Genomic DNA, 19,909 nt, shown 5'->3' with positions numbered 1-19,909 from the left:
CAATTAAGTCGGAAGGCCGTCAACGCGGCAGTACTAAACTGTCAAAACAGACTGATGGTTATTTTTTAAATTTGTCGCATAACGCCTGAGTCGCGCTACGAAATACGCCCAAATCACTGCCAACAGCGACAAAGGTTGCCCCCCATTCGAGATAACGGCGGGCATCAGCTTCAACCGGCGCCAAAATGCCGCTCGGCTTACCCTGTGCTTTAGCGCGATCAAAAATATGACGAATCACTTTTTGTACTTCGGGATGATTGGGCTGCCCCAGATAACCCAGTGCCGCCGACAGATCGCCCGGTCCAACAAAAATACCGTCCACCCCATCAACGGCGGCGATAGCATCAATATTATCCACCCCTTGCTGGCTTTCGATTTGCACCAGTACGGTGATGTTGTCGTTGATGGTGGCAAAGTAGTCGGGTACGGTGCCGTAATTGTTACCGCGATGAGACACAGAAACCCCGCGGATCCCCGCCGGTGGATAACGGGTCGAGGCAACCGCACGTATGGCTTCTGCTTCGCTTTCAACAAACGGGATCAGGAAGTTATAAAAACCGATATCCAATAAGCGTTTTATAATGATGGGTTCATTACAGGGCGCACGTACAACCGGTGCGCTATTACTGCCTTTCAGCGCCATGAGTTGTGGAATAAACGTCGTAACATCGTTCGGCGCATGTTCACCGTCCAGAACCAACCAGTCAAAACCCGCCAGGCCCAGCACTTCGGCTGAAATATGATTTGCCAGTGCACTCCAGCAACCAATAAGGGTTTGCCCTTGTTGTAGGTTGCGGCGGAACTGATTAGGATAATTTTGCAGACTCATTTTCGATCCTTATAATTGAACGCCCGGATGGAACGACGGCTCGATGCAGGACGTGATGCAATTCAGGTTGCCAGCGCACACGGCAGTGGGTGTTAGTCGTTAATTTTGCGCCTGTTTTGTAAGATTTTTTCTATTTACGGTTCACGATGACCATTATAGAAACCCCGTTCCAATAAACCATCAGGCAAAAGAACAGGAATTATGAGTTATTCACCAATCGTTATAGGCAGATGCACAATAAAATGCGCCCTGCTTCACAGACTGCTAAATAGCAAAAATCGTGCGGTGATTTTGTCGTTATAAATTAACAAACAACTAAAGGGTAAAGAGTTAGAAAAATGTCGCCGTAGTAATGATAAGGTACAGAGTCTGCTGGCAGAAAATGTCCATACCTGCCGATGTCTATTAATCAGTACGCAGGGTATAGACTATTTGCACCATAGGCGGTGGTAAACCACACTTGCCAGATAAGAAGTTGGAGGAGAGCAACGTGCAACGTGAACAAGTTTTAAGCAGTGCGCTCAATCTATTGGAGCAGCAAGGACTGGCAAACACCACGCTGGAGATGCTGGCAAAAGAGGTGTCAGTTGAAGTCAGTGATCTGGCCCGTTTCTGGCCGGATCGTGAAGCTTTGTTGTATGACTGTCTGCGCTTTCATGGCCAGCAGATAGATACCTGGCGGCGACAATTGCAACTGGACGAAACCTTATCACCCAAACAAAAGTTACTGGCGCGTTACCAGACGCTAGGTGAGCAAGTGCAGAATCAGCGTTACCCCGGTTGCTTATTTATTGCTGCATGCAGTTTCTATCCCGATAATGAACACCCGATCCACCAGTTGGCTGAACAGCAGAAACAGGCCTCACTACTCTATACCCAAGAGCTGTTGCAAGAGATGGACGCTGATGATGCAGCTATGGTTGCACAACAGATGGAACTGATTCTGGAAGGTTGTTTAAGCAAACTGCTGGTTAAACGTCAACTCGTCGATGTTGAAATTGCCAAGCGCCTGGCTGAAGATGTATTGGAAGTCGCGCAATGCCGTAAAAATGGCGCACTGGGTTAAGTGATTTACCACTAAGTTTTATCGCTGCCCTGAGATAATTTCTGGTTCTTTTGTCTGAAAAGAGAGCAGTCAGTACAGTTTTAGTGGTTTTAAACCATAAATTCGTTGACGATCAGCGGCCAATACGGTTTAATGCGCCCCGTTGCCCGGATAGCTCAGTCGGTAGAGCAGGGGATTGAAAATCCCCGTGTCCTTGGTTCGATTCCGAGTCCGGGCACCACTATTTATAAGGCCTCGCTGCAAAGCGGGGCTTTTTCGTATCTGGATTCTGCTCTATTTCCGCTCCGACTCCCTACCCATTACTGACACGATTTCAATAGATTTCCCCCTGTAAGCATCCCACACAAACGAACTATTCAATTTTAGAGATCTTGCGACATATTGATGATTTGTGCGGCGGAGAAACCTCTCTTCATAAGCAATGTCCTTATATCGTGGATGAGCTATTACCAGAATAGCCGTGTATTCGTTTTTTGAAGAGCAGCTCGGGGTTAACCAACCCATCCAAAATAATAAAAACAAAAAAAGAGGTACTGCTTTCGCGCCAGGTGGCAGATTAATTTACTGTGGGGCAGGCACTTCTGGTCGCTTGGTGATGTTGGATGCGAGCGAATGCCCGCCAACTTATGGTACGCTGCGAGAAATGGTCGTAGGGCTGATCGCTGGCGGTAATACTGCTATTTTACAGGCAGTTGAAAATGCAAAAGATAGCCGCACACCTTATGTATTGGGGGCTATGGCCTATGCACGCCATGTTGGCGCTAGCGTAGTGGCAATTTCCTGTAATCAAAATAATGAAATGAGTAAAGCGGCAGATATCGCCATTGAACCGCTGGTCGGCTCGGAAGTTGTCACCGGATCATCACGGATGAAGGCAGGGACCGCGCAGAAATTAATTCTGAATATGCTGACAGCCGGCGCCATGATCCGTAGCGGCAAGGTTTATAGCAATCTGATGGTGGATGTTGAGGCGACAAACGCCAAACTGGTGCAACGTCAGGTCGATATTGTTGTTCAGGCGACGGAGTGTTCCTCCGAAAAGGCGGAACAGGCACTCAATGAGTGCAACCGACACTGTAAAACAGTCATTATGATGATCCTAAGGGGTATGTCTGCTGAGGAAACTAGCGCTATCCTTAACAAAAATAAGGGATTTATCCGTAAAGCGCTACAGGAGATTAAAGTATAACCATGGCGAAAATAACCGGCACTACGATAGACCAAATTTTACTCTTCACCGGCGGGAGTAAAAATATCATTGTCTGCGGAAACTGCATGACAAGGCTCCGCCTCACCTTAAAAGACCGTCAACTGATACAACATGACGACCTGAAAAAAATCCCTGGGGTGATGGGGGTGGTGAACAGCGATGATCAACTGCAAATCATTCTCGGGCCGGGCAAAGCCCAGACCGCCAGCGAGATGATGAACAAGCTCCTGGGTTCTGAACCGCAGCAGGGACATGAAAGTGCTCAGGATGTTGATTTGCAGGTGCTGGCCAGCCAGACAAAACAGCAAATGAAAGCGAAACAAAAAAGCGCTGTTCATAGTTTTCTGACCAAATTCGCCACCATTTTTACCCCGCTCATTCCAGGGTTCATTGCCGCAGGATTACTATTGGGGATAGCAACATTGCTCCAGCAGACACTGGCAGTGGACGGCGTTATTCAGTCTCCGTGGCTGGCGGCACTGATTGCATACATGAAAGTATTTAGCATCGGTTTGTTCACTTTCCTTAGCATTCTGATTGGCTTTAATACACAGCAAGCCTTTGGTGGGACGGGGGTTAACGGCGCAATTATCGCTTCGCTATTTATTTTACGCTATGTGCCGGAAGGTACCATCGGCTACTACGGTGGCATGGAAAACTTCTTTGGTCTGGCAATTGACCCGCGCGGCAATATCATTGGGGTTCTGTTGGCCTGTATCTTGGGCGCATGGATTGAGCGACAGGTGCGCCGTTTTATCCCTGATAATCTGGATATGATCCTGACATCGGCGATAACTTTACTCGCTACAGGAGCAATCACTTTCGTTGTTATCATGCCAGTGGGTGGCGAACTGTTTAAGGGGATGTCATGGCTGTTTATGCATTTGAATGGTAACCCGTTTGGTACTGCCATTCTAGCAGGGTTATTCCTGATTGCAGTGGTGTTTGGTATCCACCAAGGGTTTGTTCCGGTCTATTTCGCCTTAATGGATGCACAAGGATTTAACTCATTATTCCCTATTCTGGCCATGGCGGGTGCCGGTCAGGTGGGTGCGGCACTGGCACTTTATGCTCGTTCGCCAAAAGGTTCAGTCCTGCGAACACAGATTAAAGGGGCTATTTTCCCTGGGCTACTGGGGATCGGTGAGCCGCTTATTTATGGCGTAACGTTACCACGCCTGAAGCCTTTTATTACCGCATGTTTAGGCGGTGCTGTCGGCGGCTTCTTTATTGGCCTTGTTGCCTGGTTGGGGTTACCGGTGGGCCTGAATACCGTGTTTGGCCCATCTGGCTTGGTATCTATTCCTCTGATGACATCAGCCCAAGGTATTTTCGCCGGGATGCTGGTGTATGTGGCTGGTCTGGTTATTTCGTATATTTCCGGGTTTATCCTGACGTGGCTTTTCGGGCATAAGGATGTCGATTTAAGTTGATCTCGTGCTAAACGGTTTGGCCCTGCCCGGCAGGGCCAGCTGAAATCTTTCCGTTATTTCTATTATTCCCATCCCCATATCAACCGAACTCACCTGTTCCTATCGACACCAAGTCTAGATGGCCGACTCATCCAGCCAGAATGTTAGCAAGCCGCGACTGATGAGCGCCTTGTTGTAGGCTGTCCAATGGGTGATTTCGAACCTTTGTTTTGCCACGAGATACTGCAATATCATCAGAAATGTGGTGATCCCAACCTGATTAAGGCTAAAAGTTCGATTTATTCAACAAAGATCTTATCTTTATAACTCAGTGAGTTGACTGATAATTAAGTGCCTTCGCTAATTTAGAATCCGGTTTCGCCAGTTTATCTAAACGCTTTTCATCAATGCTGTTCATCTGACCTAAAGCTCTTGCCGTTTGACCTGAATGCCCTATCAGTTGCTGCTTGGGTACATTCACCATCAGGGTTGCTGCGTCTTCCAGAGCCTTGATATAGTCATCTTGCTTATGCAAATTATAACGTTTTAAATCCATCTTACTGCGTAATAGCTGTCCCCAATAAAACTCGAGGAAAGGTATTTCCTTATAGGGCTTACCCGTTTGAGGGTTAAGATTTTTATCAGACTTATCGTAAGATATACCGCGTAGATAATAGAGTATTGAGCGATATGGATCGTCCTGAAAAGCACTCGTGCCCAGAGTTGCAGGCAATTGAGAGAAAGTAATTGGTTTCCCCTCGGCATCAATAGGGAGAAAATGTTTAAGTTCAGTCATCTGTTGTTCGAACTGAGCTTGAGTAAATAACGTTCCGTCGTTGTCACGGCTTATATTCTGCCCGACCAGTACGCTTAAGGTCACATCACCGCCGCCACCGGATGCATCCCAGAAGCTGTTAAATGCATGATGACCATCAGTCAGGTAAAGTTTCCCCATTGGTCCGATATCAACCGTGTTCATATCAGCTTTATTGGTTCCTATAGCCTGTTTACAGGTATATGAAGTGGGATCTTTCGGTGTTGATGACAGGCTATATTTAGCCAGTTTCCCTGCCCCTTGAACTTTACACAAATCATTGAATAAGTGCTTTGAATCGCTAGCATAATCAGCCAAATCACCTGCAATCTGGAGCTTACCTACGGTTATTTGGGTCGGATGCAACTCACTGAGCTTAATTTGAATAACATCGCCGGGTTTAGTGAGTAAGTCGTTATGGGGCAGAGATTGTGCCGCGCACAAATTAGCAGAATAGAGTATTAGTCCACAAAATAATAAAATAGAGGTCGAAAACAACTCGCTAGCCCATCTTACCTGGGTAGCTCCAGCCTGATATAAGTAATTTTTGCTCAAAGACACATTGAACTCCTCCAGTGGACATTAACATTTCCTACCAATTTCATTGGCATATTGATTAAGCGTAGAATATCTCCCCCCTCGCAGCAGCACGTACTGCGAACATTATCTGGCGTTTATAGCAGTTGATACCCTATTTGCAATACCAGCGTAGGTTCCAGAGGATAATAATGCCCCGAAAATATCGACCATGAAACTAGCGTATCGATTAACCTGCCAGATAAAGAGATGCTTCAGCTTATCAGATGTTGCATTGAAAGCCATGTGCAATAAAACCACCATTTACCCTAGTTTGTGATGCAGAAGTATTAGGATCATAAAAGTCTCCATTTTGAGCCAAAGCAGCAGATCTGCATGCAGCAGCAATGGTTAATATAGTGATGAGTTTTTAATTATTCACTCTCTGATTACAATAAGGGACGTGTAAACACGACGCTTTGCCCTATTGATTGATATGATTAATCCATCTGTCAATCAATGCAGGGGAACTTAAATAAACGCTGGCATAACTTAAAAATTTATAATTAACTATTGCCAGCTAAATAAATTTAACTATTCCGTATAAAGTAGCAATATAAACACATTGGGATCCCTGTGATTTTTTTGTAGGAAAATTCATTTTTTAGCAAATAATAGAAACAGGAGACAATGAGATCGGTGAGTGGCGACTCGTTATTTTTCCACTCCTATAACTGTGTTGACATTTTAGTATTTCTTACTATTCAAATCCGCCACGCCGCTGATGTTAATCATAACTATCACGTATAAAACTGTAGGCTACTTTAGTTTTAAATAAAGTTTAATCAAACTGTCTGTTTGATACTTGGCATAAATATTCCTTCTGTGTATGGAAACAGTTTTATTACTAATAGATAGTTTTTTTGCTATTTCTGAATTTGAAATACCAGATAATATCTGGACTGATATACTGATCGGCATCTCTATATTTATCGCATCTATAGTTTCCTCATTTGTTTTTGTATTTTTAATAAGATAATTTACGTTTAAAATGACAAGTAGACATTGTTAAGCATTGATGCTCAACAATGTCTATTTTCAGTAGCAGGTATTGTTCTTGGCTCACTCTCCGACAAAACTCAAATGGATAAGTGTTAAAATACGTCAACACCAGCATATCCCCCCATTAGATACGAAAATAGGTTTCACCCTCGTAGATATGAAATGATAATGTTAATCATTTAGTTAAATAATACTAAAGAAATTTTCTATGTCATTTTACAAAAAAACGAATCAAGAAAATTCCTACAACGATATGTATCATATCCTATATTTAACAAAATAAATTATAGCTATAATCACGGCATGATATAAAAACTCAATCATTAGTATGCTACAGGATATTAAATACACTGTGGCGTAGCCTACGCTCCATATTTACGAAAGTAAAAATGGTTATCGAGAACGGTTTAATTACATTAAAAATACTAATAATATAACTATTTGTTAATAAACAGATTTTCACTTAAAAACAATGAGAGATATAATAAAATTATGCCTGCCTTTAAAAAAACTCTAATCGCTATTGCCTTTACATCCATAGCAACGCCTGCGTTCTCCCAAATTATAGTAAATGGTACAACTGTAAATGCCCCTGATGGGACAGTAGTAGATACTGGCTTGATTAACGATTTTTCTGGGCATGCAGCAACGGTATCAAATGGTGGTGTATTAATTGCTGACGGTGATATCACATTAACGACTGGGGGTAATGCCGCTGATACTTTATATGCTTCTGGGGCAGGCTCACGTGTCGATTTTTTACACGGAAGTACATTAACCACTACAGGGACTGGCTCACACGGCGTGTATGCGCAAACGGGTGCCAGTGTTAACTTGGATGACGCAAATATTTCAGTTTCAGGAGCAAATGCCTCTGGCCTGTCACTGGTCTCTAATAGCCAAATTTCATTGAATAACAGTACCATTTCAGCAACAGGTGCCGGTGGCAAGGGTATAGCTGCTAATAATAGTTCAGTAATTATCAATAACTCTAGATTGACAACAACAGGTGCTTATCTCGGCTCAAGTGCCAGTGCTTTACAAATAGCAAATGGTTCACGAGGGAGCATGACCGGCTCATACGCCAGTACCGGTGGAGCCTCTGCCGCTGCGGTCTTCGTTGAAACAACAAATAGTGCAAATACTCAATTTGATATCATCGATAGTACCCTGGAAACATTCGGGGCGGGTACTGCGCTAGTCTCTTCTGAACTGAATGGTAATGGATCATCTTTAGCAACTGTCAGTGGAAATACGCAAATTATCACTCATCAGGCAACCGCAGTAAGTGCGAGAGGGCCAGGTGGTAAAATTGTTATTAACCCAGGAGCATCGGTTAAAACCCTCGGCGCTAATAATACCGCTATCCAGGCAGTTTTAGGCGGTCAGGCTGATATTACGGGTAGCACTATCAGTACAGCCAGTAATGGTGCAGTAGCCATGATGGCCAGTTCCGCGAGTTCTATTATTAGTCAGGGCAATAACATCAGTACGGTGGGTAATAATGCGTATGCGGTTCAGGCTAATGACAGTGGGACCACTGTTAATGTGACTAATACCAATATAGTTACTAGTGGTAATAACGCTGATGCAGTGAATAGTAACACCCAAGCAATTGTGACTATGAATCAACAGAATGCCAATATACATAGTCAAAACGGCAAAACATTTAATGCTCTTGGTGGCACCATCAATGCAGTCCTTGATAACAGTAGTGTTATTAACAATGGCATATTAATAAATGCAGATACCGATGCTAGCCTGGCGAACTTTGGTATCGTTAATGTTAATGCAAACGATATGGTTTTAAATGGTGATATCCAGTCAGGTTTAGGTAGCCAAGCTAATCTCAGCATTAACAATACACAATGGAATGGTCTTGCACGTAATGGCGGCCAGGTGAATATTGATAGTCGCGCCATGTGGAATATGATGGCAAGTTCTGACGTCGCTGAGCTGACTAACGCCGGGACAATTAATTTCTCCAATCCTATTGCAGGCGACGTATTAACTGTCCATGGTGACTATATTGGTAATAACGGTAACTTATTGTTTAATACTGAATTAAATGACGACAACTCCATAACGGATAAAATGATCGTCGAAGGTAACACTTCAGGGAACACCTTCGTCAGCGTGACTAACGCGGGTGGCACTGGCGCGACAACGTTAAACGGTATTGAATTGATTCAGGTTAATGGCTTATCTGACGGTGAGTTTATTCAAAAGGATCGTATCGTTGCCGGTGCTTATGATTATTCATTGATGCGCGGTTCTGATGCTAATGCCAATAACTGGTATCTGACTAATGCTGTTATTCCTACGCCACCTTCAGACCCAACAGTTCCATCTGCTATGACTGAGCGTCCAGAAGCTGGCGGCTATACTGCCAACTTAGCCTCGGCTAATAATATGTTTGTCACTCGTTTGCATGATCGTTTGGGCGAAACTCAGTATATCGACGCACTGACTGGCGAACAGAAAGTAACCAGTATGTGGTTGCGTAACGAGGGTGGGCATAACCGTTTCCGTGATTCTCAAGATCAACTGAGCACACAGACTAACCGTTATGTGCTGCAATTAGGCCGAGATATTGCTCAGTGGAGCAATAACGACATGGACCGTTTCCATCTGGGCGTTATGGCTGGGTATGGTAACAGCAAAAGCACCACCATCTCGCAAGTATCCGGTTACAACGCTAAAGGGTCAACTGACGGTTACAGCACCGGTGTCTACGGGACCTGGTATGCCAACGAGGCCGATAAGTCCGGCTTATATGTCGACAGTTGGGCGCAATACAGCTGGTTCAACAACACCGTTGACGGTCAAGATTTGAATACTGAAGAATATAAGTCTAAGGGGATAACTGCCTCGGTTGAGAGTGGTTATACCTTCAAAATCGGTGAAAATGCCGCTAAAAATGCCACCTACTTTATCCAGCCTAAAGCGCAGATGACCTGGATGGGTGTGAAAGCTGACGACCATAAAGAAGCTAACGGCACGAATGTCTCTGGTGAAGGTGATGGCAATATCCAGACCCGTCTGGGTGTGAAAGCCTTTATGAATGGCTATAGCAGCCAGGATAAAGGTAAAGACCGAGTATTTCAGCCATTTGTAGAAGCAAACTGGATCCATAATACCAAAGACTTTGGTGTCACTATGGATAACGTGACAGTGAAGCAAGATGGAGCCGCCAATATAGGTGAATTAAAAGTGGGTGTTGAAGGCCAAATCAATAAAAAAGTTAACCTGTGGGGTAATGTTGCCCAGCAAATCGGCAACAAAGGTTACAGTGATACCGCTGTAATGCTAGGTGTGAAATATAATTTCTAACCTAGATTTCTATATTAGATATAAGTAAATAAAAATTAGATGATTATGACCTGCTACAAATAGCTGAAATCTTAAGTTCTAATAAACTTAGCTATCACTTTTTCTGGCAGGCTAATTGACCTTCCCTTTATGTAGCTGCTGTTTCCAGCGAAGCATTATTGGGGGAAGGCATAGCGCTTTTTTGGCCTTTAGCAATGATGTTCACTACGGCTATATTTATCTTTCCGCGAGCATCATCAGTAAATAATCATAATGTATTTCATGAAAAATCAATTAGATATAAGAAATAAATACTCATGCAGTATATATCACTATTTCGCAGTGGTTTTTCTTATTTTCATTCATTAGTTAAAAATAAAAGGAATTATTATATGAACTATTTTATCCTCAGCCAGTGCGGACTTATGTCTTTCTCTTTCAAAATACTATTGAATGATGTGCTATACCAACAGTCAGAAGACTCAGTAATAAGGGTTTACCGTTCTATTCCCTCACTGATAAAAAATATGGATGGGAAACTCAAGCTGATACTACTTGACATTACTGGATTCAAACATAGTGAAGTTCATGATCTATTAATTAAAATAAAGTCAGCCCACAATGTAGGGATTATTTTATTTTGTGACAACTACTCTGATCTGTCTAACCTCCCTAATATATATCATGCAGTCATATACAGAAAAAGTAATATTCCTTACATCAAAAAAACAATAGGGACAATATGTCACAACCGCTATGACGGTCATTTCATACCGCTTGATGAAGATAATCTGGTTAAAAATAAATTAACTAAACGAGAAAATGAAACATTACAATGTATTATATCAGGTTTAAATTCTGTTCAGATTTCAAAGAAGTTATCACTCAGTTATAAAACTGTCAGTGGCTATCGTCGTAGTATCTGTAGAAAATATGGCATTAACAACTTAAATGTTTATTATTTAAAATATAGAGAAGAAGGTCAGTAGCCGCACGCCTCATTAACGTAATAGGACATACACTACTGCAAAAGTAGTCGCTAATCGTGCGGGCTAGAGTATTAATGGAAAACTTTCCCATTTTTTCAAAGCTACCCTATAAACTGGTGTACCAATCTAGTTGCAAGATCGGCGTTTTCTGCATCAAAGTTGGCATTATCCCCATCACAAAACCCATGATGGCTGCTGAATATGCGGCTATCAACATTAGGATATTTTTTTAGTTCACTTTGCAGGATTGTCGCATCGAAAGAAGCCTCATGTCGGGCAAGGATGACAAGAGCTGGACAAGGTGGCGCAATATCGCTGTGCTCGCGGATACGTGAACCGTAGTGGCAGACAACCCTTGCGCATAACCCGCTTCTGGCCGCAAGCCAGGCAAGCGTGGCTCCAACACTAAACCCTACAAGGATAAGATTGTCATACTGTGGCCGCAGTGTCTGGAGCAGAGTAACGATATGGGAGGTGTCAAAACCTACATTTTCAATAAAATAGCGATATGCCTCATTCTGCTGTGCATAGCTAAATGGCTCATCGCGCCCAATAAGATTGAGGCAATAAACGTCCCTCTCCATCGCATGATATTCATGACACACCCGCCTGATATGCGGATTAATACCATAAATCTCATGTAGTACTACGATGGCGGTATTGCTTCCACATTTTAGCTCTAGCATTAGGCGTTATCGATTTCCGTTTTGTGCACCCAGGCTGACAAATGCCATTCGGCAGTAAATGGTAGGACACTCCGCACTGTCACTCACTCATATAGAGATTTTGTGCTCACTACATCATCGAAAGGTCACACAAAAAATAACTTTCAATATCAATTTATTATATAGCTAAACTATTTTCTACATCGTCTTCCAATCCTTGCGCTGATTGAAGACCAAAATGACTATTACGTCTCACATTGAGTAAAATCACCCCATGATTTGCCACTAATCCTTAAATGAGCAGCATAACTAACCAGAATTACAATTTACACTATAATAAACAATAAGATGCCATATACTGGCTTCGGTGATGTGAAGCCAGCATTACGCTAATTGAAAATAACTACTCTTCTGTCACTGGCATAAACTCGGCCAATTTCTGCTTCTGTTTACCCCGGTCATCCAGGTTAGCTGAGCTTAGCCAAAGCTGTATAGCTCGCCGAATCCCTGGCCATTCACTCTCGATAATAGAATACCAACGGGTGTCACGACTATGCCCTTTGGATACTTGTATTTGTCTGAAAGTACCTTCGTATTGAAATCCCAACCGTTCTGCCGCTTGAATCGCTGGCTGGTGCAAACTGTCACACTTCCACGCACATCGCCGGTATTGCAAAGTATCCAGCGCATAGGATAGCAAAAGAAATATTGCCTCAGTGCTGCATAAAGTACGTTTCATCAACGGTGACCAGTTAATCCAACCGATTTCTACCGCCCCATTCTCGGGGTCAATGCGTTGTAACGCGATAAAACCTACTGCTTTTCCGGTGGAGTAATTGATGACTGAATAAAAAAGAGGGTCCTTACTTGCACTAAGAGAGGCAATATAATGGTCACATTGCCTAATTGTGATGGGGCGATTAATGTGAAAGTAAGTCCAGTCACGCTCGTCATCAATGCTGTGCCAGGCTTCAAATAGATCCTTGCTATGCTTGATATCAATAGGTTCAAGGAGGCAATAGTCTCCTTTGAGGATAATCCGTTGGGGAGTTGTTCGAGGCAACCAGTCGGGTAATGATTTGCCCAGTGCTTGCCCATAGATATTTAATTCTGTCATTATAAATCATACCTGTGTTATGGAATTTATAAGGTTTCGGCAAGTTTTTCAAAAAACTCAGTGAATCCACCCTAAAATAATTTCACTTTGATCTTTAACTTTTCCAATCGTGCTGATTTCTCCAAGAAGAAAGTGATATTGGCCGTGCCCATAAATTCAAATTATTCAGAAAATACATCCTATTTTTGAATAATTAAGTCTTATAAATAATGACACTTCTTGATAATTTGTTATGTGATATCTATTGAGTAATTCAATTTTAAATTTAATAAACCACATTAGATCATGATAAACATGAGTATTTCACCTTTTATTTATTGTACTAATTATAACCAAACAATTTAATCAAGTGAGCTAATAGGTCTAATCTTGATAGCCTAATGTATAAATATACTTTTATCACTTCATTAAAAACGCATTATTTACTCTATAACCAAAAAAACAACTCAAGATAAAATCTCAACCGCCGATAATAATAAAGATGAAATATAAAACAATTTACTCAACTGTTTTATAGACACCGAAATTAGTTATTAACTGCCTTTCCAAGGTATCTTTCCCGTGTCCGACATTTGAGGTTTAATAACATGAGATTCATACGAAATATTAAAATAAGAACGGCACTTATACTCATTCTCATCGTGTTTTCACTGTTGTGGGCCGGGGCATCAGGCTTTGCTTTATACTCTCTTAAGCAATTAAACCAAGAGCTAGGTGTAACCCATACTCAGCAGCAAAATGGCGATATTATTAATAGTGCCAATGCACAATACTACCGCGCGACAACAGCGATGGAACGTGCTATGGGAGCAATGGCGAAAAATGACACAGGGGTTTTCGATCTTGAAATGAAGGCAACCCTTACCGAATTAGACGGCCTTAAAAATGGGCTCAGTCAATTTAAAACTATTGATCATGGGAAAATTGACTCAACCACAATAGATGATATTTATAACAGTTCTTTTAATCTCTATAACAGTGCAGTTTTGCCGATGTTTGAATCAGCAAGAGAAAAAAATATAAACAATTTTGAAGTAATAAAAACAGGTAAATATCTTCCGTTAAGACGGAACTTCAGTGCAGCGATAGACAAATACAACGCAAAAATTATATCCCTAAATGAAGAAGCAAATCAGCGGATTTCCCAATGGCTAGTGTGGTGTCAATATATCCTCGTCAGTGCGTTATTAATCAGTGTGCTTATCATGGTGACAACCGACCGCTATCTGGTTAACTTTCTCGTTAAGCCTTTGAACAGAGTAAAAGCTCATCTTGAATCTCTGGCACAAGGCGTACTTGACCACAACATCGTAGATCAGGGTAGAAACTGTATTGGCCAGTTAATTCCTTATATTAACAAGATGCAGGATAACTGGGCCAAAACGGTGTTTGAAATCCGCAACAGTGCGGATTCGATTTACAGGGGTTCTAGTGAGATATCAGTCGGAAATACCGATTTGTCTTCCCGAACTGAAGAACAAGCCTCGGCGCTGGAAGAGACCGCCTCCAGCATGGAACAACTCGGTTCAACCGTTCAGCAGAATGCAGATAATGCCGGCCAGGCAAGTACACTGGCGAACCAGGCCACTCGGGAAGCACAACAGGGCGGCGTAATTGTCAGTGGCGTCATTGCCACCATGACGAAAATTACCAGCAGCTCACATAAAATCGTCGATATCATTGGCGTCATCAACAGTATTGCGTTTCAAACCAATATTCTTGCGTTAAATGCCGCTGTCGAGGCAGCGCGAGCAGGGGAACAAGGTCGTGGATTTGCCGTTGTCGCCAGTGAAGTGAGAAATTTGGCGCAACGCAGCGCACAGGCAGCAAAAGAGATTGATGTGCTGATCAATGAATCAGTTAAAAATATTAAATCCGGGTCTGAACAGGTGACGCGAGCAGGTGATGCGATGGACAAAATCGTGAGCTCAGTCAGCAACGTAAATGACATTATGAGCGAAATAGCCGCAGCCTCGACCGAACAGAGTAAAGGGATCAGCCAAATTGGTTCTGCGGTGGTTCAAATGGACAGCGTCACGCAGCAAAATGCCGCCTTAGTGCAGCAATCCGCTGCTGCTGCTGCCTCGTTGGAAGAGCAGGCTCGTCAACTAACAGAAATTGTCTCGGTATTTAAAATCAAAGGAAAGGCACCTGGCGTTTCAACAGGCCCTCTGCTCAGGCCAAAGACACGAGTTAAGAGTGTCGCATTAGTCGCAGAACAGGGCGGTTGGACTAAGTTTTAATGTTACCGCCCTTCGCTGCCTGTCAGCGAAGGGCGCAGCGTACCCTCAATGATTCCCCCTCATACTCCCACAGCACACTGCCAATACCTCAGCGGTATACCCTCTGTTTTTATGCGCTCTCTTTCTCAGCGATTTCTGGAGAAAATTTATAAATCAATAAGGATTCCACCGGATATAGGACCGCTTTCGCTGCGGGCATACCAAGCAGATATCCCTGGCCAATATCACACCCAATATCCTGTAGACGCACAAGTTGACTGGTGTGTTCGATACCTTCAGCGGTGACTTTTACCCCCAAAGAACTGGCCAATGAGATAATGGCACGTACAATTTTTTCTTTTTTTTCATTGTGTTGGAAAGTATCGATGAAGCTCTTATCAATCTTTAACTTATCAAATGAGAAGTTGCAAAGCTGAGAAAGACTGGAGTAACCGGTACCAAAATCGTCTAACGCAATTTTTATTCCCTCATCCCTGAGTTTTTTAAGCGTAAATCGGGCTACATTGGCATTCTGAAAAAGTGCACTTTCCGTGATTTCTACCTCCAGACGATCTGCGGGCAGCCCCAACTCATTCATGACGCTCATGATGCGCGTGCTCAGTTGCTTATTACACAGCAGTATCGGGGAAATATTAAATGACAGTACCAGATGAGCAGGCCAGCTTAATGTTTCGAGACAGGCTAGCCGAAACAACTGCTCCGTCAGCTCAGAGATTTTACCCATCTCTTCCGCCAGAGGAATGAATAGAGTAGGGGAAATAAATTTGCCTGGGGAGACCTCCCAGCGCGCAAGGGCTTCAAAACCGACTGTTTTTTCGGTCCTCAGGTCCACTAACGGCTGGTAATAGACAGAGAATGCATTACTCGCCAACGCTTTCTTAAAATCACTCTTAAGTTGGGCTCGGGATAAAAGTGTATTCTGCATCAAGGGAGTAAAGACTCGGACTTCCTCACGACCGGCCTTCTTAGCAATGTACAAAGCACAGGCCGATTGCTGAATAGCTTGTCGAAGATCGCCAGAATCTTCAGGATAGCGGGAGATACCAACATTGGCGGCTATATTAAAGGTAAAACCATCAATTTGAATAAGGCTGCAAATAGTCTTCACTATGCGTTCGCCCAGCAATGATAGGTCCGTTTTATCTTTATTTGACTTTAATACCAAAAACTCATCACCGCGTAATTTATAGACATTATCTGGGAACATATAAGAGAGGCGTTGTCCAACCAGCTTAAATATTTCATTTCGGTGGTCGTAGTCGAGCAGATCGTTGACATCTTTAAACTTATTAATCTCTATACTTAGAACTACATGATTTAGTGCATCTTTATTCTTAGCAGAACGTGAAATATAAGAGTCGAGAAATTTTTGGTTAGGTAGATCCGTTAAGATATCATGGCTAGACATCCAGTTGATGCTCTTTTCTGCCTCAATACGTTTCGCTATCTCCTTTGACATTCTGTTTATTCGCAATGAGCTATAGATAAACCCCAGCAATCCGGTGACATTTAGTGCAATAAAAACCGCATCTAGATTATATTTCTTATATTTTGACAAATAGGGAAACAGCACCTCACTTAAATTAAATATGAACACAAAAAAGTATGCAATTAAAAATATAAACCCACCAAATAAAAATTCAATCTTTATATTATCATGAGATGTTGGCAACATAAGTATCCCTTAAGATAATAATATTATCTTCATAATGTCATATGATGAACCACCCTATCTCGCCTAACACAACGACAATATCAAGCCATCATCCAGTTGATAATGAGTTATCGGCAAAATAAATATAAAGTTTAGATATAATCATTTTTTAGTCGATCAAAAAATTATTTTGACATTTTTGACAAAAAATCCATTTTGTTTATCGGGCAGAAAAAAAGCACTTCGATCATGTGAAGTATACTCTCTGACAGAAATAAGGATGGATTATCAGCAGCTTAATTTTACATCCTAAAATCAGGAGGATTAAGAAATTGCCTCCTCAACAGGTTATTATATTTGTCACACTATACTGCACGTATTTTCACTGAGAACCAGAGGGTGATAAGCTTTAAAGATAATCCATTCTCGGATTTCAATATTAGTGTAAAACACGTACGAATGAAGTAATGGTTTTGTCGTCAGCTTGATTCTAACTCTCTGATTTTAATTCTCGAATTTGCTGAGAGATGACTTTAAAACGCGCAATTCACCACATCAAACTGCATCATCAGGTGATTCCGGGGACCGAAGCGATGTCATTATCACAGCAACGTAAAACCGGATTAAAGTGCGAAATACGCAGAGATAAGCTATTGGCCCCTCTTGTTAGGGAGGGGCTAACAATTATAACGTGTTGGTGAAGGTTCGGGAGACCACATCCTGCTGCTGCTCGGGCGTCAGGGCGTTAAAACGTACGGCATAACCAGAAACACGGATGGTGAGATTTGGATAGTTTTCTGGATGTTCGATGGCATCCAGCAGCATGTCGCGATTCATGACATTGACATTAAGATGCTGCCCACCTTCCATCGACTCATCATGGTGGAAATAACCATCCAGCAGGCCGACCAGATTATTATTACGCACCGCCGAGTCCTTGCCCAAGGCCGCAGGGACAATCGAGAACGTGTAAGAAATCCCATCTTTGGCATATTTGAACGGCAGCTTACTGACAGAGGTGAGTGATGCCACGGCCCCTTTGCGATCACGGCCATGCATAGGGTTAGCACCTGGTGCGAATGGCATACCGTCGCGTCGGCCGTCGGGGGTATTACCCGTTTTCTGTCCATACACCACATTAGAGGTAATAGTCAGAATTGACTGCGTCGGCACTGCATGGCGATAGGTTGGCAGCTTGCTGATTTTCTTCATAAAACGTTCAACTAAATCACAAGCAATACTATCGACACGCTCGTCGTTGTTACCGTACTGAGGATATTCGCCCTCAATGGCAAAATCGACAGCCAGCCCATCGGCATCACGGATTGGTTTAACCTTGGCGTATTTAATGGCTGAAAGCGAATCCGCCGCTACCGAAAGCCCGGCGATACCGCAGGCCATGGTGCGATAAACATCGCGATCATGTAGTGCCATCAGTGACGCTTCGTAGCTGTATTTGTCATGCATATAATGGATGAGATTCAGGGCGCTGATATATTGCACCGCTAACCAATCCATAAACACGTTGAGGCTAGCCATCACCCGCTCATAGTCCAGCACGTCATCGGTCATCGGGGCACATTTCGGGCCGACCTGAATTTTGAGCTTTTCATCCATGCCACCATTGATGCAATACAGCAGCGTTTTAGCCAGATTGGCGCGCGCACCAAAGAATTGCATCTGCTTACCGATCACCATCGGGCTAACACAGCAGGCAATCGCATAATCGTCGCTACTAAAATCTGGCCGCATCAGATCATCATTTTCATATTGCAACGAAGAGGTCTGAATCGAGACATTGGCCGCATAACGCTTAAATGCCTGTGGCAACGCCTCCGACCATAAAATGGTTAAATTAGGCTCCGGCGCTGGCCCCATGGTTTTCAACGTATTGAGATAACGGAAGGTATTCTTGGTCACTAAGGTTCGGCCATCCAAGCCCATTCCGCCCAGCACTTCCGTGGCCCAAATCGGATCACCGGAGAACAGTGAATCAAACTCAGGTGTCCGCAGGAAACGCACCATGCGAATCTTCATGATGAAGTGATCAATAAGCTCCTGCGCCTGCTGCTCGCTCAACACCCCGTTGGCTAAATCGCGCTCGATATAAATATCGAGGAATGTCGCGGTGCGGCCCAGTGACATCGCACCACCATTTTGCGATTTCACCGCGGCCAGATAACCAAAATAGAGCCACTGAATAGCTTCTTGAGCATTTTTGGCCGGTCCTGAAATATCGCAACCGTAGCGAGCGGCCATGGTTTGAATCTGCAGCAGCGCGTGGCGATGCTCAGCCAGCTCTTCGCGCAGGCGAATCACACTTTCCAACTCAATACCTTGCTCAAGTTGTGGCTGTAAATCGGCAAACTGTAGCTCACGTTCCCGCACCAGATAGGCAATGCCATACAGTGCAATACGCCGATAGTCGCCAATAATACGCCCTCGCCCATAGCCATCCGGCAGGCCGGTCAAAATGCCGGATTTACGACATTTCAGCATCTCAGGCGAATAAACATCGAACACGCCTTGATTATGGGTTTTACGTAAATCAGTGAAGATATATTTGAAGTTGGCATCCATCTCACGGCCATAGGCGTCAAATGCGCTTTGCACCATGTTGATACCGCCAAAAGGATGTAACGCGCGCTTCAGAGGTTTATCGGTCTGTAGCCCGACGATTTTTTCCAGCTGTTGTTCAATGTAACCCGCTTTATGGGCAGTGATGGTGGTGGCAATATCATCATCAAAGTCTACCGGCGCATGAGTCGCATTCTCCAAACGAATCCCTTCCATAACCTGCTCCCACAATTTTTGGGTCGCAGGGGTGGCGCCGGAGAGAAACGACTCATCACCTTCATAAGGTTGATAGTTCTGCTGGATAAAATCTCTGACATTAATTTCGCTATGCCAATTGTTCCCGCTAAATCCGAGCCATGCATCGGCATATTTTTTATTATTTACATCAACATCAATCTTCATGAACAAACTCCAATAAACAGAATATAGCTGGTGATTTCATG

The 19,909-nt window shown here is 43.3% G+C and carries 12 protein-coding genes, 1 tRNA gene and 1 pseudogene; 7 read left to right on the top strand and 7 right to left on the bottom strand.

Translation table 11 applies throughout. The features are described 5' to 3' along the window. Positions 1-58: 58 nt before the first annotated feature. Positions 59-829: a 2-dehydro-3-deoxyglucarate aldolase gene (gene garL, locus V1956_RS04300; RefSeq protein WP_372557801.1), complete on the bottom strand. Its 771-nt coding sequence runs from the start codon at positions 827-829 to the stop codon at positions 59-61. Positions 830-1,319: 490 nt separating this feature from the next. On the opposite strand from garL, the gene V1956_RS04295 reads away from it, so the two are divergent. The 4 genes and pseudogenes from V1956_RS04295 to murP all read left to right on the top strand — a co-directional run bounded on the left by V1956_RS04295 (position 1,320) and on the right by murP (position 4,538). Then, a complete protein-coding gene (locus tag V1956_RS04295; RefSeq protein WP_083161032.1) occupies positions 1,320-1,895 on the top strand; it encodes a transcriptional regulator in 576 nt (191 codons plus the stop codon). A 144-nt stretch (positions 1,896-2,039) separates the two neighbouring features. After that, a tRNA-Phe gene (locus tag V1956_RS04290) sits at positions 2,040-2,115 on the top strand. A 315-nt stretch (positions 2,116-2,430) separates the two neighbouring features. Continuing rightward, positions 2,431-3,084: pseudogene (locus V1956_RS04285) on the top strand (N-acetylmuramic acid 6-phosphate etherase); the annotation flags it as partial. A 2-nt stretch (positions 3,085-3,086) separates the two neighbouring features. Next, the gene (gene murP / locus V1956_RS04280) at positions 3,087-4,538 is read left to right on the top strand and encodes a PTS N-acetylmuramic acid transporter subunit IIBC (RefSeq protein WP_420074892.1); all 1,452 of its coding nucleotides are present in this window, start codon (positions 3,087-3,089) and stop codon (positions 4,536-4,538) included. Positions 4,539-4,845: 307 nt separating this feature from the next. Here the strand turns inward: murP and V1956_RS04275 are convergent, their stop codons facing one another. Further along, complete coding sequence (locus V1956_RS04275; RefSeq protein ID WP_442824840.1) at positions 4,846-5,892, bottom strand: ParB-like protein; 1,047 nt, start codon at positions 5,890-5,892, stop codon at positions 4,846-4,848. Between the two features lie 774 nt (positions 5,893-6,666). Further along, positions 6,667-6,828, bottom strand: a complete 162-nt coding sequence (locus V1956_RS04270; RefSeq protein ID WP_442824839.1) for a helix-turn-helix transcriptional regulator — start codon at positions 6,826-6,828, stop codon at positions 6,667-6,669. A 699-nt stretch (positions 6,829-7,527) separates the two neighbouring features. Here V1956_RS04270 and V1956_RS04265 point away from each other — a divergent pair. Together V1956_RS04265 and V1956_RS04260 are read left to right on the top strand one after the other, a co-directional pair. After that, on the top strand, positions 7,528-10,242 hold the full coding sequence (locus V1956_RS04265; protein WP_442824838.1) for an autotransporter outer membrane beta-barrel domain-containing protein: 2,715 nt from the start codon (positions 7,528-7,530) through the stop codon (positions 10,240-10,242). Between the two features lie 371 nt (positions 10,243-10,613). Then, positions 10,614-11,210 carry a response regulator transcription factor gene (locus V1956_RS04260; protein WP_372559954.1) on the top strand — a complete coding sequence of 199 codons (597 nt, stop codon included), beginning with the start codon at positions 10,614-10,616 and terminating at the stop codon, positions 11,208-11,210. 101 nt (positions 11,211-11,311) lie between these two features. Here the strand turns inward: V1956_RS04260 and V1956_RS04255 are convergent, their stop codons facing one another. Both V1956_RS04255 and V1956_RS04250 read right to left on the bottom strand, forming a co-directional pair. Continuing rightward, complete coding sequence (locus V1956_RS04255) at positions 11,312-11,896, bottom strand: dienelactone hydrolase family protein (protein WP_442824837.1); 585 nt, start codon at positions 11,894-11,896, stop codon at positions 11,312-11,314. Between the two features lie 382 nt (positions 11,897-12,278). Beyond that, the gene (locus tag V1956_RS04250) at positions 12,279-12,992 is read right to left on the bottom strand and encodes a GNAT family N-acetyltransferase (protein ID WP_083161044.1); all 714 of its coding nucleotides are present in this window, start codon (positions 12,990-12,992) and stop codon (positions 12,279-12,281) included. 587 nt (positions 12,993-13,579) lie between these two features. Between V1956_RS04250 and V1956_RS04245 the strand changes: the two genes are divergently transcribed. Beyond that, the gene (locus tag V1956_RS04245; RefSeq protein WP_372559956.1) at positions 13,580-15,235 is read left to right on the top strand and encodes a methyl-accepting chemotaxis protein; all 1,656 of its coding nucleotides are present in this window, start codon (positions 13,580-13,582) and stop codon (positions 15,233-15,235) included. A 109-nt stretch (positions 15,236-15,344) separates the two neighbouring features. Here V1956_RS04245 and V1956_RS04240 read toward each other — a convergent pair whose 3' ends face one another. Both V1956_RS04240 and pflB read right to left on the bottom strand, forming a co-directional pair. Continuing rightward, a complete protein-coding gene (locus V1956_RS04240) occupies positions 15,345-16,910 on the bottom strand; it encodes a putative bifunctional diguanylate cyclase/phosphodiesterase (RefSeq protein WP_442824836.1) in 1,566 nt (521 codons plus the stop codon). A gap of 663 nt (positions 16,911-17,573) precedes the next feature. Beyond that, a complete protein-coding gene (gene pflB, locus V1956_RS04235) occupies positions 17,574-19,868 on the bottom strand; it encodes a formate C-acetyltransferase (protein ID WP_442824835.1) in 2,295 nt (764 codons plus the stop codon). Positions 19,869-19,909: the final 41 nt, after the last annotated feature.

This window comes from Yersinia sp. 2540 StPb PI, assembly GCF_052217165.1.
Taxonomy (GTDB): domain Bacteria; phylum Pseudomonadota; class Gammaproteobacteria; order Enterobacterales; family Enterobacteriaceae; genus Yersinia; species Yersinia enterocolitica_E.
The sequence above is the reverse complement of the archived record's forward strand: the minus strand, read 5'-3'. Positions and strand labels throughout refer to the sequence as shown.